Raw genomic sequence first — 15,764 nt, forward strand, 5'->3', positions numbered from 1 at the left:
TTCACTCTCCCGGGTCAACCTGGGACGTGGGTAGCAGGACGGTGACGCGCGTCCCGCGCACGTCGCTGTCGACGAAGACGAAACCGCGGTGCGACTCGATGGCGCGATGCACCACCGACAGCCCCAACCCGGTGCCGCCGGGCTTCGTCGTGAAGAACGGATCAAACAGCCGGTCGCGAATCTCGGTCGGGATCCCGTCCCCCTCATCCGAGACCCGTACGGCGACGCCCCCCTGGTCGAACGAGACGCCAGCCGGCGCATCGTCCGAGGTGAGCGGCGCGATCTCGATGCGCACCGTCCCCGGATGTGTCGACGCCTGCACGGCGTTGAGCGCCAGGTTGAACACCGCGCGGTGCAGCAGGTCCTCGTCCCCTTCCACCACGAGCGGCGTGTCGGGGACGACGCATTGCACCTGCACCCCTTCGGTGCGGTCCGGGTGCGCCGCGGCGAGCGAACTCGCCCCGCGCACCACGGCGGCCATGTCCACCGCCCCCATGCGCGTCACGCGCACGCGGGCAAAGTCGAGGAACTCGCTCAACAGCCGCGACAGGCGGTCGGACTCGCGCACGATGAGCGACGACAGCGAGCGCTCGTCGTCATTGGCGCGCGGCGAACGCCCGAGCTGTTCCACCGCCGAGCGAATGGAGGCCAGCGGGTTCTTGATCTCGTGGGCCAGCGATGCGCTCAGTTCGGCCACCGCCTCCAGCCGCTCGGCGCGCATGTGCAGCGTGTCGAGCCGCTTCTGGTCGGAGATGTCCTGGAAGATCACCGTCGCCGTCGCCCCCTCCCCCGGCTCCCCGTTGCCCCCGTTAGGCGAGGAGACCGTCGTGTTCAACCCGATCGGGAAGGAGCGCGTCGCCGTCGAGACGGTTCCCTCGGCGCGCGTCGTGCGCACGCCATCACGCGCCGCCCGCTCGATGGCGCGCGCCAGCACGGGCGACACCGGCTCGATGAGCGCCAGCGCCGGCCGCCCCACCTGGGACTCGAGCGGGAGGCCAAGGAGCGCCTCCGCCGTCGGGTTGGCGTAGAGCAGCGTCCCGCGCGCGTCGATGGTGACGATGCCGCTGCGGATGTTGCGCAGGATGTCGCTGGCCTCGAGCCGCACCTTCACCAGTTCGGCGGCTAACTGTTCCGTGCCGGCGCGCGCCTCGCGCAGCCGCGCGGCGATGTACCACGAGGAGAGCGCGACCAGCGCGAACACCAGGAGCTGCAACAGGAGCGCGGCGTTGATCGGCGAGCGCGTGAGGAGGATGACGTCGCCGAAGTAGAGGACGCAGGCCAGCGCCGCCGTGAGGAAGGCGCCCGACGTGGTCAGCAACACGGCGGCCAGGGCGATGACGAGGATGTAGAGCGCCGCAAACTGCGACGTCCCGCCCCCCGTGATGTGCACGATCCCCGTCACCAGGGCGAGGTCGAAGACCGCCTGGATGGAGAGGAAGGTCGACCCGGGAAGCGCGTCGCGATCCTCGCTGAACAGCGCCGACCCCGCCGTGAAGACCAGCGCCACCGTGATCAGGAGCGACGCCATCAGCGTGTCGCCGCGATCGGCGTCGCTCCACGCGAAGATGGCCGCGAGGTAGATCGCCGTCGTCGTGATGAGGCGCCCCACATATATGAAGCGCAGCAGGCGACGCGGCTCGAAGAGCGCTCGGGCTTCCGGGTTGATCGACTTCACGCGGGGGGCGTCGGGTGGCGCCTTGCATCCTGCAACGAACGGGATGCGCAGCCGGGGATGGCAAAGTGCCACTCTCAGGACGACTGGCGGCGGAACGCGTTTCCCCGCATGGCGTTGAGGCTGTAGCGAAATGCCGTGCCCGGGTTAGGCTTGATCGAGGTCGCGGTCCCAGCCTGGTCCACCTCCCCCCGTGCTCGAAGACTTTCCGCCCAGTGCCCGTCCCCCAACCACCTGAACCGTCGAGCGTTCGGCTCTCGGCTCCCGCCCTGGGCCGGCGGAGGGCGTCCCTCGTGAGGCGGGTGCGGCGCGCCTGCGGCGTGGGAATGGTGGCGACCCTCGCCCCGGCTCTGGCCGTGATCGGGAGCGCCGCCTGCGGCTCCTCCAAGGCGGCCCCGGCCGAACGGGCCGCCCCCGATTCGCAATGGACCTCGTTTGCCCGCGGGCTCCCGGCCGACTCGTTCCCGCCCCCCAGCCGCCGCTTCTCCGATATCGTCGCACCGCGCTGGACCGACGAAACGACGCGCGATGCCGCCAACGAGGCCGAGACGGTGATGAGCGCGTTGGGCGTTCACCCCGGGATGCGCGTGGCCGACGTGGGGGCCGGCGACGGCTACTACGTGAGCCGGCTCGCACAGCGGGTGGGGGCGGCTGGGCACGTCTATGGGGAGGACATCGTCCCCGACTATCTCACGCTCCTGGCGCGACGGGTGACCGACGAGCGGCTGGGGAACGTGACGGTGATCCGCGGCGACGCGCACGATCCCCGGCTCCCGCGTGACACGGCTGAGCGGGTCGACGTGGTGACGATGATCCACATGTATCATGAAGTCACGGATCCGTATGCCTTCCTCTGGAACCTGGCGCATTCGCTCAAGCCCGGGGCGCTGGTCGGCGTCCTCGACATGACCTTCGCGACCGATCGACACGGGACGCCGCCCTGGCTCCTCGACTGCGAGCTGGGCGTGGTTGGCTACCGCAAGGTGCGCCAGCAGGAGACCGGGGCCGACGAGTACCTGGCGATCTTCCGCGCCCCGGCCGCCGACTCGCTCCGCTCTCCCGCGGCCATCCGCGAGGCTGTGCGCGGCGGCGCCTGCCAGCAGCGTTAGGCACCCCTTACCACCGGTCGCCGTGGACACGCTGTCGCTGTCGTCGTTAGGTGGGCGCCTGGCCGCCGTCTTCCTGCTCGTCCTCCTCAACGGCTTCTTCGTCATGGCGGAGTTTGCCCTGGTGGGGGCACGGCGATCGCGCCTGGCCGCGATGGCCGAGGCGGGGGACCGCGGGGCGCGACGCGCCCAGCAGGCCATCGCCGACCTCGATCGCTACATCTCGGGGACGCAGCTCGGCATCACGCTCGCCTCGCTCGCCCTGGGGTGGATCGGCGAGCCGGCACTCGCCGTCGTCGTCGACCGGCTCCTCGCCCGGTTCGGGATCGACGTCCCGCCGGGGATGGCGCACACGGCCGCGGGGACCATCACCGCGTTCATCATCATCACCTTCCTGCACATCGTGCTTGGAGAGCTGGCCCCCAAGTCGGTCGCCCTCGTCATGCCCGAGAAGATCAGCGGCTGCGTCGCGCTCCCGCTGATGGCGTTCTCGCGCCTGATGTCGCCCTTCATCTGGTTGCTGAACGGGACGGCCAACGCGCTGCTGCGCCTCATTGGCATCCGTCCGCTGTCGGAGGCGCTGCACGCGCACACGCCCGACGAATTGCGCCTCCTCGTCATGCAGGCGCGCGGCGCCGGGACGCTCAACGAGACCGACTCGGCGATGCTCGCCGGGATCTTCGACTTCGCGGCCAAGCGCGTGCACGACGTCATGCGCCCGCGCACGGAGATCGTCGCCCTCCCCATCGACGCCACCGAGGGGGAGGTGCGCGTCGTGGTGAAGCGCGAGCGCTACTCGCGCTATCCCGTGTACGACGAGTCGCTCGACGACATCGTCGGCGTATTCCTCTCCAAGGATCTCTGGCTCCGCGACGAGTCGCGCCCCTTCGTGCTGCGCGAACTCCTGCGGGAGCCGCTCCTCGTCCCGGCGTCGCGATCGGCGGAGCGCGTCCTCGACGATCTGCGCCGCACGCGCGCCCAGATGGCCGTCGTCCTCGACGAGTTCGGGGGGACGGCCGGGATCGTGACGATGGAGGATCTGATCGAGGAAGTGGTGGGCGACATCGCCGACGAGTACGACATGGCGTCGCGCGACGTGGTCGAGGTGGATGGCGTCCTCGAACTCTCGGGCGCGCTGTCGCTGGTCGACATCCGCTCCGACCATCGTCTCCCCATCCCCGACGGCGAGTGGACCACGCTGGGGGGTTACGTCTTCGCGCGGCTGGGGCGCATTCCGGCGCTAGGCGACCGGGCCCAGTATCCCGGCGGCGAGCTGGAGGTCATCGCCATGGACAAACGACGCGTAGCTGCTGTGCGCGTGCACCGCACGCCCGCCGTGCGTTAGGAGCGACACATGCCTCCTCGTCCCGCAGCCGAACGCGCAGCGCGTAGCGACGACGACGCGCCAGACCGCGACCTGGTCGTCGACGCCGGGCACGTCATTCCGCGGCGCGAACTCAGCGCTCGCGCCTCGCGAGCCGGCGGTGCTGGGGGGCAGCACGTCAACACCTCGTCGACGCGCGTGGAGGTGCTGTGGAACCCGGCCACCTCGCGCGCGCTGACCGATGACGAACGCGCGCGGGTGGTCGAGAAGCTCGGCGCGCGCCTCGACGCCGAGGGGCGCGTACGCGTGGTCGCCAGCGACACGCGGAGCCAGCGCCAGAACCGCGAACTCGCCGAGACTCGGCTCGCCGAACTCGTCAGGCGGGCGTTGCACGTGCCGCGCAAGCGCAAGGCGACGCGCCCCACGCGTGCCTCGCAGGAGCGCCGGCTGGACGAGAAGCGGCGCTCGTCGGAGAAGAAGAGCGCTCGGCGGTCGAAAGACTGGGAGTAGGCGTCCGCGAGGCCGCCACCCCGACTGGCGTCCGCGACGGGGCGTGATTACCATGTAATCACGGAGGTGACCCATGAAGACGCGGATCGTGCGCATCGGCAATTCCCAGGGCGTTCGGCTCCCTCGTCCGCTGCTCGAGACCGCCGGCCTGGGCGAAGACGTCGTGCTGCGCGCTGCGCCCGGTCGGATTGTGATCGAAGCCGCGCGCGCTCCGCGCTCCGGCTGGGCCGACGCCGCCAAGGCCATGCACGCGGCCGTCGACGACGTCTTGCTCGACGCCCCCAACGCGACTCGCTTTGACCGCGAGGAGTGGGAATGGCGTTAACGCCGCGCCGGGGCGACGTCCTCCTGGTCGCACTCGATCCGACCCGAGGGAGTGAGATCCAGAAGACGCGCCCCTGTGTTGTCGTGTCGCCCGACGAACTCAACGGCACCTGCGCACGCTCATCGTCGCCCCGATGACCACATCCGGACAGGCCTATCCGTGGCGGGTCGCCTGCCGCTTTCAGCGGAAGGACGGTTTCATCGCGCTCGACCAGTTGCGGACGATCGATCGCGAGCGTGTGACCCGAAAGCTCGGGCGCCTAGCCGCTCCCGCTCTCGGAGCGATGCTGGCGCTGCTGCAGGAACTCTTCGCGCCGTAGTCACGCGCCGGTGCAAGCCGACATGCATGGGAGCAGTCGTCTCCGAGAGGGACGTCGCGCTGATCCAGGCATTCGTCTGCCGCGAGCATCCATCGCCCCTCAGCGCACCACCCTGTAGCTTCGCTCGCATGACGACCTACTGCGACGTGGCGCGCGGCCACGAGTTCCACGGTCCCTATCACGACCGCGAGTACGGCTTCCCCATCACCGACGACAACCGCCTCTTCGAACGCCTGATGCTCGAGGTCAACCAGGCGGGATTGTCGTGGCTGACGATCCTCAAGAAGCGCCAGCACTTCACGCGCGCCTACCACGATTTCGAGATCGACCGCGTTGCGCGCTACACCGCGCGAGATGAGACGCGCCTCCTGGCCGACGCCGGGATCATCCGCAACCGGCTCAAGGTGAAGGCGGCGATCGAGAATGCGCGTCGCATCCAGGCGCTGCAGCAATCACACGGCTCGTTCGTTGCCTGGCTCGATGCGCATCACCCGCTGGAGCGCGCCGAGTGGCAGAAGCTGTTCAAGAAGACCTTCGTCTTCACCGGGGGCGAGATCGTGCACGAGTTCCTGCTCAGCACGGGCTACCTTCCGGGAGCACACGCCCCCACGTGCCCCATCCACGCCAAGGTCCTGAAGAAGCGCCCGCCGTGGTCGCGTACCAGTGCCAGCGCTACAGCTCGTCGTTAGGCCCGGCGTCCGTGTGTGCGGCGTGCGATTCGGGACCGCCGCGATCGACGTGCGCTTCCCGCGCATCCCGCGCATCCCGCGCATCACGCGCATCACGCGCATCACGCGCGTGCACCTCGAGATGGTCGACGAGCGTCCCGGTGGTCTGACGCAGGAGTTGCGACACCGCTTCGGCCACCATGAGCGTGAACTTGAGCGCGATGTCCGGGCGCGCCTCGCACATCTCGTCGAAGTCGTCGCGCGAGAGCACGAGGATGTCGGTCTGCTCGGTGGCGACCGCGGTCGCCGAGCGCGCCGCGCCGTCGATCAACGACATCTCGCCGACCATCTTCCCTTCGGTGAGGTGCGCGACGGTGCGCAGCTTCTGCGACGAGTCCCCCTTCCGGATCTCGAGCGCTCCCGCGGTGATGATCGCGGCAAAGGCGTCGTGGTCCCCTTCCTTGAAGAGAACGGTCCCGGCCGGGAGCCGGAAGTACTCGAGGTAGAGCCCGATCCCTTCCTCTTCCTTCCACGACAAGCGGTGCGCCCACCGCGTCGCGTCGAGGCGCTCGGCGCGCTCGCGGGGCGTGGACGAGAGCAACAGGGCGCCGCGGTGCTGCAGCGTCTGTCGCGCAGGCGGTTTCGGCGGAACGATGCTGATCCGGCTCATCGCGTCTGAGTATCGGCCGCTCGGCCGCCGGCGTTAACGCACGGCGCGGGGGGTGGTGGGATGGGGGGGACCGGTCGCCCGGGGAGGCGCCGGTGCCCCGCCAGGGGCGAATCGCCCTACTTCACCCTGGCCACCAGCCCCGCCAGTTCGCGCAGCGCCGCCGCCGACGCCAGCCGCACCTGCGACGTGGGGGCGTAGTCGGCGCCGTCAACCGTATCGAGGAGCTGCGCCAGGCTCCCGCTCACGCGGGCGAGCGACGGGGCGCCGCGCGGCGCGAAGAAGCCCCCTCCGCTCCCGATCAACGTCCCCAGCTCCTGCACGCGCGCCGTGTTCCCCGCGGTGCGCGCCGCGTCTTGCAGCTGTCGAGCACGGGCCATGGCGTCGGCTGCCCGCCCAATCCCCGCGTGCAGCTCCATCGCCAGCGCGTGCTGCGCCACGATCCCCGCCGCCGGCGTCTTCACGCGCGGGTCCATGCGCACCACCAGCGGCTGCGTGAGTGTTGTCCCATCGACCGTGAGCCGCACCGTGTAGCGCCCCGGCGCCACGAAGGGGCCCAACGGCTCCGGCACTCCCTGGCCCGGCACCGACGAGATGGGGAAGGAGAACGACTCCACCCTGGGACGCGGGTGGCGCAGGTCCCACACGAAGCGGTGCAACCCGGGCTCGGGGCTCAGCACCGGCGACGGACGGATCCACCAGTCCGGCCAGTGCCCCTCGGCGCGCGGGTCGGGATCGGCGTTCAGTCCCTTCTCGTAGCGCCGTACCACCGTGCCGGCGGCGTCGACGACTTCGAGCGATAGCGACGACGCCGCCCCCTTGAGCCAGTAGTGCAGCACGGCGCCATCGGGCGGGTTCACGGCGCGCGGCTCGTCAGGCGGGAGCGGAGTGTCGGTGTACATCGAGAAGCGCACGCGCGTCGCCTCGCCAGGCGCAAAGAGATGCGCCGCCTTCTGCGTGGGCCTGTCGGCCAGCTCGCGCAGCGGCGTGATGTCGTCGAGGATCCAGAAGCCGCGCCCGTGCGTTGCCACCACCAGGTCGTTGTCCTTGATGACGAGGTCGCGGATGGAGGTGGCCGGCATCTTCCCCTGCAGCGGCTCCCAGTGATCGCCGTCGTCGAACGAGACCCAGACCCTGGTCTCGCTCCCGGCAAAGAGCAGTCCTTTTCGCTTCGGGTCCTCGCGCACCGCGTTGATTGTCGCGCCGCTGTCGATCCCGTTCACGATGCGCGTCCAGCTCTTCCCGCCGTCGTGCGTGCGGAAGATGTGCGGCCGCAGGTCGTCGAGGCGCAGCGTGTTCACGGCCGCGTACGCCGTGAGCGTGTCGAAGTGCCCCGCATCCATCAGCGAGACCTTGGCCCACGGCACCAGCTCTGGCGGCGTGACATTCTTCCATGTGCGCCCGCCGTTCATCGTCACGTGAATGAGGCCGTCGTCCGACCCGGCCCAGATCACGTTCTCGCGACGGTAGCTCGGTGCAATCGTGTAGACCACGCCCGGATGCCGCATCGTCGCGCTGCGCTCCCCTGCGTACTTCCCCACGCTGGCCGGGACAATCGAGTCCTTGCGCGTGAGGTCGGGCGAGATTTCGCTCCAGCTGTTCCCGCCGTTGGTCGTTTGCCAGATGGTGTTGGCGCCGAAGTAGAGCTTGCGCGGGTTGGTCGGCGCAAACAGGATGGGCGCCGTACGCAGCATTCGGTAGTTGGGGTCGCGGAACGGCTTGGGGGCAACGTTCTGCGTCTGCCCGGTGCGATAGTCGAACCTGGTCACCTTCCCGCCGTACATGATGTTGGGGTCGAGCGGGTCGGGGGCGACGTAGCCGTATTCCTCCACGCCAACGGGGCGCCACTCGCGGAAGGTGAGCTGCCCGTCGTTGCCGCGGCTCTGCACGCACGCCGACCCCGACTCCTGCTGCCCGCCGCACACGCGATACGGGAAGGAGTTGTCGGTGGTGACATGGTAGAACTGCGCCGTGGGCTGGTTGTACCACGAACTCCAGCTCTCGCCGCCGTTCACCGTGATGATCGCCCCCTGGTCGGCGGCTATGAGGAGGATGTCGGGATTGTCCGGATTGATCCAGATACGATGGTAGTCATCGCCGCCAGGTGCACCGCGAATCATCTTCCAGTTCACGCCGGCGTCGGTCGACTTCCACACCACGATGCTGCCGCTGTACACGATGTCCGCATTCTTCGGGTCGACCTTCACCTCGGCGAAGTCGGAGCCGCGGTTGTGCACGCGTTCGTCCGTCGACGTCTTCATCCATGACGCACCCGCATCGTCGGACCGATAGATCCCGCTCCTGTCGCCGGCATCGACCGTGACGAAGAGACGGCTCGCGCGGCTCGGCGCGATCGCGATCCCGATGCGCCCCAACCCCTCGGCCGGCGTCGGGAGCCCGTTCATGATCTTCGTCCACGTGTCGCCGCCGTCCGTCGTCTTGAAGAGCCCCGACCCCGGCCCCTGCCACACCCCGTTCTCCCACGGCCCCTGTCGCGCCTCCCACAGCGCGGCATAGAGCGTGTTGGGATCGTCCGGCGACATCACCACGTCAATTGCGCCGGTGTTCTCGTCGGGGCCGAGGACCTTCTTGAACGTGCGAGCGCCATCGAGCGATCGATAGAGGCCGCGTTCCTCGTTAGGGCCGTACGGGTGACCGAGTACCGCGACGAAGAGGCGGTCCGGATTGCGCGGGTCGATCACGATCTGTGGGATCTGCTGACCGTTTCGCAGCCCCAGGTGCGTCCAGCTCTTCCCCGCGTCGGTGCTCTTGTAGATCCCGTCGCCGGTGGAGAGGTCGGGGCGTTGCAGCCCTTCGCCACTCCCGATGTAGATGATGTTCGGATCGCTCGGCGCCACCGCCAGCGCGCCGATCGAGCCGCTCGGCTGTCCGTCGAAGATCGGGTTCCAGGTGCGCCCGTAGTCTGTCGTGCGCCAGGCCCCGCCGTTCACCGCGGCGATGTAGAAGACGTTAGGCTGCTGCCGGACGCCAGTTGCCGCCTTCGTGCGCCCGGCGCGGAACGGACCGATGTGCCGCCACGCGAGTTCCCGGAACAGGGGCGACGTTGGCGCCTGCGCGCCCAGGCGCGAGGCCAACAGCGACGAGGGCGGCGATGCCGGCGCCAGCGAGATGGCGAGAGCACTCGCGGCGACGAGTCGGACAACCGGCGCTGCGGAGTGACGTCGGAGCGACGGACGCGTGAGGCGCGTGAGGCGCGTGGGGCGCGTGGGGCGCGTGGCGAGCGAGGAGAACGACATTGCTGGGGCGCGGAGTGGGAGGCGCGGCAGGCGGATGCGGAATGAACGCGTCGTCGACCCGAGTGCGTGCGCGAACGACGCCTCCATTTCTTACGTGCCACGCCCCTTCACCGCTAGACGGGATGCCCCGCCGGCGCGTCAGTCCAGCGACGTCTTCGCGTCTCCACGTGCGTCCTTGAGGCGCCGCAGCGCCGAGCGCGCCCCGTCCGCCTCTCGCGTCCCCGGAAAGCGCTCGGCGATGCGCCGCAGCTCGACCAGGGCGCGCCCGTCGTCACCTAACGGGCCGAGGTACAGGTCCGCCAGGCGCTGCGTGGCGTACAGTTCGTCTTCGCGCGATGTCGCCACGCGCCGCACCGCGGCGAACAGTTCGGCGGCGCGCGGCGCGTGCCCCGCCCGCACGTGCAACTCCGCCGCCTGGCGCAGCGCGCGCACGTTCTCCGGCTGCTCGCGGACCGTCGCCTCGTATGCCTCGATGGCGCCGGCCACATCCCCCGTCGCCTCGAGCGCGTCGTGGGCGGAGAACGACGGCTCGTACGGCGTGCTGTTGCCGCTGGGATGGACGAAGGCGGCGAGTGCGCGCGCGCTCCCGTCGGCGATCCCGGTGCTCACGTAGCGCACGATGAGTCCCGCGACCGCCCCGACCACGAGCCCGGACAAGAGGAGCCACCCGCCCCGCACTCCAACGAGATACCCGAGCGGGACGCCGACCAGCCCGAAGATGAGCGCCAGCACGCCGCCGACGATCCTCCCTTTCGCCGTGGTGGCGTGGTCGACGGTGCTAGGTCCCCGTGCCATGCTCGTCAGGCGCAACCACGGTGGACGAACCGGGCGTCCCGCGCGCGTCGATCGGCCCCAGCGAGAGGGCAAGTTCGTCGGTGTATCCAAGGAGAATCGTCTGCAGCGGTCGACGGGATGCGTCCCGGGATCATCCGGTGCACGTGATGGCTCACTCAGCGGCCCACTACACTTTCGTCAGGGTGGTTCTGAGCGTGAACCCGTCGCGTTGAAGGCGCGGGCAACCATCGCCAAGCCGGTTGTAGTCTGCGGTGAAGTTGACCGTTCGTGCGTGAAAGCCAGGCGCGCTGATCGTCATTTCATATGGCCCCTCGCTCGATGCAAAGCCGCATGTCACGACACAGCGCACTGCATCACCCTCAACGGTCGCCTGCCGAACGGGCGCACGAGCTGGGTCAACAAGGGACGTAGCCAACAGAGGGGGAAAGTCGCCATAACGCACGTTGCTGACAAAGACCACGGGAACCGGAGCTCCGGACGCAGAATCGGCGACAAGTTCTACCGTTATGAGCGGTTCAGCCGCCTGAATTGCGCATGCCTCATCACCTGTCAGGCTGCAAGCGCCCAATGTACTTGCGACCACGAATGGGGTTAAGCATCTCATGATAGAGCCGGCCTCCGAAGTGATTCGAACCCGCAGGTAGTGTGTCAGGTACACAAGGCACCACCTGGTCACTCGAGACTGATGTCTTCTGGTCACGCTCCAGGCTGTCATGCATCACAGCATGATTGCCCGCGGCCACCGCTGTACCGAGACTATTCACGGTATCCTTGGCAAATGCAATGCCTTCGGACGAGAACTTCCGGGACGGCACGCTAACGCCCCGCCGCACTATCGTCAGGCGCAAACTCTGCCGGAGAGCCGCTCATCTCGCGCCGGATAGCACGCGAGAAGTCCTCGCCCTCCCTGGCCTGGCGCGCCCGCTCGTTGATGCGAAAGCGCGCCCGCACGTCGTCCAGCGTCCCGCGCGCGTCGATCAGCCCCAGCGAGAGGGCGAGTTCGTCGGCATAGCCCGGGAGGATGGTCTGCAGCGACGACGGGATGCGCCCCGGGATCATCCGGTTCACGTGATCGACGAGGTTGGAGGTGCAGTTGCTGGTGAGCGTGTTGTAGAACTCGGGATGATCCTGCACGCCGTTGGCGCGCTGCAGCATCTCCACGAATAGCTGGCGTATGCGCGCCTGCGGCGAGGTAATGGGGTAGAGGAAGACATCGTCGCCGTCGAACAGGGCGCGCCGGCCAATGAGGTCGCGTTCTGTTCCCACGATGTAGGCCAGCTCGAAGCGCCGCAGCAACCCCGGCACCAGGCCGTAGGTCTCGCCCTTCTCACGCCGCGCCTCGACGGAGATCGACACGAACTGGCCGCCGCGAAAGCCGAACGAGACAAAGGCGTGCGCCGGCCCGCGCCACGTGGACGAGAACGGAGTCAGGACGAACCACGCCGACTCGATGGAGTCGAGGGAAAAGCGCTGCTTCACGTAGCCCGGCGTGTACGCGGTACTCGACGTGTAGGCAAAGTCGCGCACGTCGCGAACGGTGACTGCGCTATCGCCCTCGAACGTGGCGCGCGCCAACCGGGCATGGTCGCCATCCCAGTCTCGCATCGACGAGGGGTGGCGCGGGAGCGCGACAATGACCCACGCCAGCACAGCGAGCAGGGCGGTGGCGGCCACCACCATCCCCGCGGTGCGCACCACACGGCGCAGCGACGCCACCGTCAGGCGCTTCGCGCCGGCCGGCGCGTCGCACGCCCCAGCACGGAGGCCACCGTCATGTGTCCGGTGACGTTGAGCGTGGTCTTGAAGATGTCGGGCACCGCATCGAGGGCGATGAGGATCCCCACCCCTTCCACCGGCAATCCGACGGTAGGGAAGAGCGGCGCAATGATGAAGAGCGACCCGCTCGGAATGCCGGGGACGGAGAACGACATCAGCACCGCCGCCACGTAGAACGTCGCCAGCGAGGCAAGGCCGAACGGGACGCCGTACAGGTGGGCGATGAACAGCCCTCCCACGATCCACGACACCGCGAGGTTGAGGCGAAGGGTGGAGACGGCGAGCGGGAGGACGAACCCCGACACCTCGCGCGGCAGCTGCAACTGCTGCTCCGCGGCGTCGAGCATCGCGGGGAGCGCGGCGAGCGACGAGCGCGTCCCCATCGCCACGGCCTGCGCCGGGAGTGCGGCTCGCGCAAAGGTGGCCGGCGACACGCGCCCCAGCAGCACCGCTACCGGATACAGCAGGAGGATTGCCGCGATCAGGATCGCGATGTGCGTCGCGAGGTAGAAGCCGATGGCGCCGGCCCCCGACACGCCAAGCTTGGCGCCGAGCGAGAGGGCGAGCGCGAAGATCCCTAGCGGCGAAAGCCAGAGCACCGCGCGCACCAGCACGAGCATCGCGTCACCCGTGGCCTGGAAGACGCCAAGTACCGCGCCGCGCGTCTCGTCCGCCAGCCGCGAGACCGCCAGCGCAAACGCCACGGTGAAGACGATGAGCGGGAGCATGGCGCCGTCCACGGCGGCCGCGAGCGGATTCACGGGAACGAGCGACGTGAGCCAGGTGGCGAAGCTGGGGAGCGGCGGCACGGTCGTCGCGCCCCCCGTCACACGCGCGCGCAGCGCCGCCGACGACGCCGGGTCGACCGTCAGCTGCTCGTACAGCGGCGGCGCGACGATCGCCGTGAACAGCGCAATGCCCGCCAGCAGCGCCACGAACATGAGGAGCGCTCTCCCACCTAGTCGCCCCACGGTGCCCAGGTCGCGCATCCCGGCAATCCCCGTTATGAGGAGCGACACCACGAGCGGGATGACCGTCATGCGGATGGCGTTCACCCACAGCGTCCCCACGGGATCGCTCACCGCCAGCACGCCCTTGGCGGCACTCTCCGACACCGACGCGATACCGGCGCCAATCGCGAAGCCGATGGCGAGGGCAAGGATGGCGGCCGGGCCGCCGCTGAGACGGCGGCCCGGGCCGCCGCTGAGGCGGCGTGAATTCATGGCCGGAATGCTAGGGCGCGCAACCGTGGTCGTCCACCACCGGCGCGCGCCCTGTGACTCCCGATTCGTCGCCCCGCTTCGTTAGGCCGGGGCAATCACACCCTCAGAACAGCCCCCACTTCAGCCCCAGGCGCCACATCAGCATCGGCGTCTCCCCCTCGTTCACGCGCAGCTGCACGTTCCCGTTCGGAAGGTCGAGAATGTCGCCGCGCTTGAGGTATCGCGTGTTCCCGTTCCCGTTCCACCGCACACCGAAGTCGATCGCCCCTTCCTTCGACGTTCCCACGGGGATGAGGAAGCCACCCCCCGCCGTCCAGGCAAAGGTCGCGTCGTTGTAGTTGTTGGTGGAGGCGAACGTCTCGTTGTCGTAGTCCCCCTTCACGCTCGACTCGGTCCAGAAGACGGCGAAGCCCGCGGTGCCGTTGACATACGGACGAATCGGCCCCGACGGAGCGGTGATCTGGGGGCCAAGCCCCATCCAGAAGACGTTGTTCGACGTGGTGACGTCAACGAGGATGCGCCCGCCGATGGTGGAGCTGAGCGGGACACGATTGGTCTCGCGCCCGTAACCCAGGAAGCCGAGTTCTGCGCCAAGCCCCACGACTCCCTGGCGATCGAGCTTGAAGTGCACGTTGCCGTCGGCGCCGAAGCCCTGCCTCACGTTCTGCCGAAAGCCGCGCTGCGGGACCGCGTAGGTGAAGGCCACGCCCGCCAGCACCGGCGAGCGCCGCGGTCCGGCGGTCCGCCCAACGGAATCCCGCCCGACGGAGAATACCTGCGCCGACGCCGTCGCCGGCTGCATTCCGATCGCGGCAGCGGCCGCCACCATCGCCACCATCATCGCCCTCACCATCGCAACCTTCGCCACGACCTCTACAGAACGCGCGTACCGCATGTCGACCTCGAACACCCGCTTGGGGGGAAAGAACGTGTGTCGCGCCGGCATCGAGTCGCGCCGCGCGATGGGTACTGGTACGCCACTCGGCCGGCGAGTGTTTCACCCGTACGTGGCGCCACCTGATGAAAGCTCGCCTCCACCCCTGGTACGCCTCACGGCGCGGTCGACCATTCAGGAGATGGCCGCTAGCTTTGGCACGATGACGACCCACGCAACGACGCCCGACTGGCCCATCTCGATCGACGACGTGCGCGCCGCCCACGCGCGCATCGCCCCATATGTGCCGCGCTCGCCGCTGTACAACTATCCGCTGCTGGACGAGGCGGTGGGGCATGGGATCCGCGTGCTGGTCAAGCACGAGAACTTCAACCCCACCAATTCGTTCAAGGTTCGCAACGGACTGTCGTTCATGACGGCGCTCCCCGAGGCTGAGCGCGCGCGCGGCGTCGTGGCCGCTACGCGCGGCAATCACGGGCTCGGGATTGCCTACGCCGGCCGCACCTTTGACGTGCGCACCGTGATCTGCGTCCCGCTGGGGAACAACCCGGACAAGAACGCGGGGATGCGCGCGTTAGGCGCGCGCGTCATCGAGGAGGGGCGCGACTACGACGAGTCGGTGCAGGTGGCCCACCGCCTCGTCGCCGACGAGGGAATGGTGCTGGCCCACTCCACCAACGACCGCCACGTCCTGGCGGGGGCGGCCACGCTCTCGCTGGAGATGTTCGAGCAAGCCGGCGGGCTCGACGCCGTGGTGGCGGTGGTGGGGGGTGGGTCGCAGGCGGTGGGGGCGCTCACGGTGGCGCGCGCCCTCTCGCCGCACACCAGGGTCTACGCGGTGCAAGCCACGGGCGCATCGGCCGCGCACGACTCGTGGCACACGGGCGAACGACGCACCGCCGAGCGCGCCGACACCTTTGCCGATGGCCTGGCCACGCGCAGCACCTACGACCTCACCTTTCCTGCCTTGCGCGCCGGCCTCGCGGGCTTTGTCACCGTGAGCGACGCTGAACTGGCCGACGCGTTGCGCCTCCTCCTCTCCACGACGCACTCACTGGTGGAGGGGGCGGGTGCCGGCGGCCTGGCCGGCCTTCGCCGCCTGGCACCGCAGCTCGCCGGCCAGCGCGTGGGAATCATCGTCAGCGGGGGCAACATCGACGAAGCCACGCTGCGACGCATCGTCAACCACGAGCTGTGACGCCTGGCGCCGAGCGTCAGGCACGACGC

15 protein-coding genes are annotated in these 15,764 nt (G+C 69.1%); 8 read left to right on the forward strand and 7 right to left on the reverse strand.

What is annotated here, in order from left to right:
- Position 1: 1 nt before the first annotated feature.
- The gene (locus IT359_21075) at positions 2 to 1,675 is read right to left on the reverse strand and encodes a PAS domain-containing protein (GenBank protein ID MCC6931495.1); all 1,674 of its coding nucleotides are present in this window, start codon (positions 1,673 to 1,675) and stop codon (positions 2 to 4) included.
- A gap of 353 nt (positions 1,676 to 2,028) precedes the next feature.
- Between IT359_21075 and IT359_21080 the strand changes: the two genes are divergently transcribed.
- The 7 genes from IT359_21080 to IT359_21110 all read left to right on the forward strand — a co-directional run bounded on the left by IT359_21080 (position 2,029) and on the right by IT359_21110 (position 5,945).
- On the forward strand, positions 2,029 to 2,781 hold the full coding sequence (locus IT359_21080; GenBank protein ID MCC6931496.1) for a methyltransferase domain-containing protein: 753 nt from the start codon (positions 2,029 to 2,031) through the stop codon (positions 2,779 to 2,781).
- Between the two features lie 22 nt (positions 2,782 to 2,803).
- The gene (locus IT359_21085) at positions 2,804 to 4,123 is read left to right on the forward strand and encodes an HlyC/CorC family transporter (protein MCC6931497.1); all 1,320 of its coding nucleotides are present in this window, start codon (positions 2,804 to 2,806) and stop codon (positions 4,121 to 4,123) included.
- Positions 4,124 to 4,132: 9 nt separating this feature from the next.
- Complete coding sequence (gene arfB / locus IT359_21090) at positions 4,133 to 4,612, forward strand: aminoacyl-tRNA hydrolase (GenBank protein ID MCC6931498.1); 480 nt, start codon at positions 4,133 to 4,135, stop codon at positions 4,610 to 4,612.
- 73 nt (positions 4,613 to 4,685) lie between these two features.
- Positions 4,686 to 4,937: an AbrB/MazE/SpoVT family DNA-binding domain-containing protein gene (locus tag IT359_21095; protein ID MCC6931499.1), complete on the forward strand. Its 252-nt coding sequence runs from the start codon at positions 4,686 to 4,688 to the stop codon at positions 4,935 to 4,937.
- On the forward strand, positions 4,928 to 5,074 hold the full coding sequence (locus IT359_21100) for a type II toxin-antitoxin system PemK/MazF family toxin (GenBank protein ID MCC6931500.1): 147 nt from the start codon (positions 4,928 to 4,930) through the stop codon (positions 5,072 to 5,074). Before IT359_21095 ends, IT359_21100 begins: the two co-directional genes overlap by 10 nt.
- On the forward strand, positions 5,071 to 5,256 hold the full coding sequence (locus tag IT359_21105) for a type II toxin-antitoxin system PemK/MazF family toxin (protein ID MCC6931501.1): 186 nt from the start codon (positions 5,071 to 5,073) through the stop codon (positions 5,254 to 5,256). The genes IT359_21100 and IT359_21105 overlap by 4 nt, the downstream gene beginning before the upstream one ends.
- Positions 5,257 to 5,384: 128 nt before the next feature.
- Positions 5,385 to 5,945: a DNA-3-methyladenine glycosylase I gene (locus tag IT359_21110; GenBank protein MCC6931502.1), complete on the forward strand. Its 561-nt coding sequence runs from the start codon at positions 5,385 to 5,387 to the stop codon at positions 5,943 to 5,945.
- Here the strand turns inward: IT359_21110 and IT359_21115 are convergent.
- From IT359_21115 to IT359_21140, 6 genes are all read right to left on the reverse strand, one after another.
- A complete protein-coding gene (locus IT359_21115) occupies positions 5,929 to 6,594 on the reverse strand; it encodes a cyclic nucleotide-binding domain-containing protein (GenBank protein MCC6931503.1) in 666 nt (221 codons plus the stop codon). The two genes, IT359_21110 and IT359_21115, sit on opposite strands and share 17 nt — an antisense overlap.
- A 116-nt stretch (positions 6,595 to 6,710) precedes the next feature.
- A complete protein-coding gene (locus IT359_21120; protein ID MCC6931504.1) occupies positions 6,711 to 9,848 on the reverse strand; it encodes a hypothetical protein in 3,138 nt (1,045 codons plus the stop codon).
- A gap of 138 nt (positions 9,849 to 9,986) precedes the next feature.
- Positions 9,987 to 10,643: a hypothetical protein gene (locus tag IT359_21125; GenBank protein MCC6931505.1), complete on the reverse strand. Its 657-nt coding sequence runs from the start codon at positions 10,641 to 10,643 to the stop codon at positions 9,987 to 9,989.
- An 816-nt stretch (positions 10,644 to 11,459) separates the two neighbouring features.
- Positions 11,460 to 12,359: a DUF4105 domain-containing protein gene (locus tag IT359_21130; protein MCC6931506.1), complete on the reverse strand. Its 900-nt coding sequence runs from the start codon at positions 12,357 to 12,359 to the stop codon at positions 11,460 to 11,462.
- Between the two features lie 2 nt (positions 12,360 to 12,361).
- Entirely contained in the window at positions 12,362 to 13,642 is a 1,281-nt protein-coding gene (locus IT359_21135; GenBank protein ID MCC6931507.1) for a dicarboxylate/amino acid:cation symporter, read from the reverse strand.
- Positions 13,643 to 13,745: 103 nt separating this feature from the next.
- Positions 13,746 to 14,510, reverse strand: a complete 765-nt coding sequence (locus IT359_21140; protein ID MCC6931508.1) for a hypothetical protein — start codon at positions 14,508 to 14,510, stop codon at positions 13,746 to 13,748.
- A 229-nt stretch (positions 14,511 to 14,739) separates the two neighbouring features.
- Between IT359_21140 and IT359_21145 the strand changes: the two genes are divergently transcribed.
- On the forward strand, positions 14,740 to 15,735 hold the full coding sequence (locus tag IT359_21145) for a threonine/serine dehydratase (protein ID MCC6931509.1): 996 nt from the start codon (positions 14,740 to 14,742) through the stop codon (positions 15,733 to 15,735).
- Positions 15,736 to 15,764 lie beyond the last annotated feature (29 nt).

The organism is Gemmatimonadaceae bacterium (genome assembly GCA_020852815.1).
GTDB lineage: Bacteria > Gemmatimonadota > Gemmatimonadetes > Gemmatimonadales > Gemmatimonadaceae > SCN-70-22.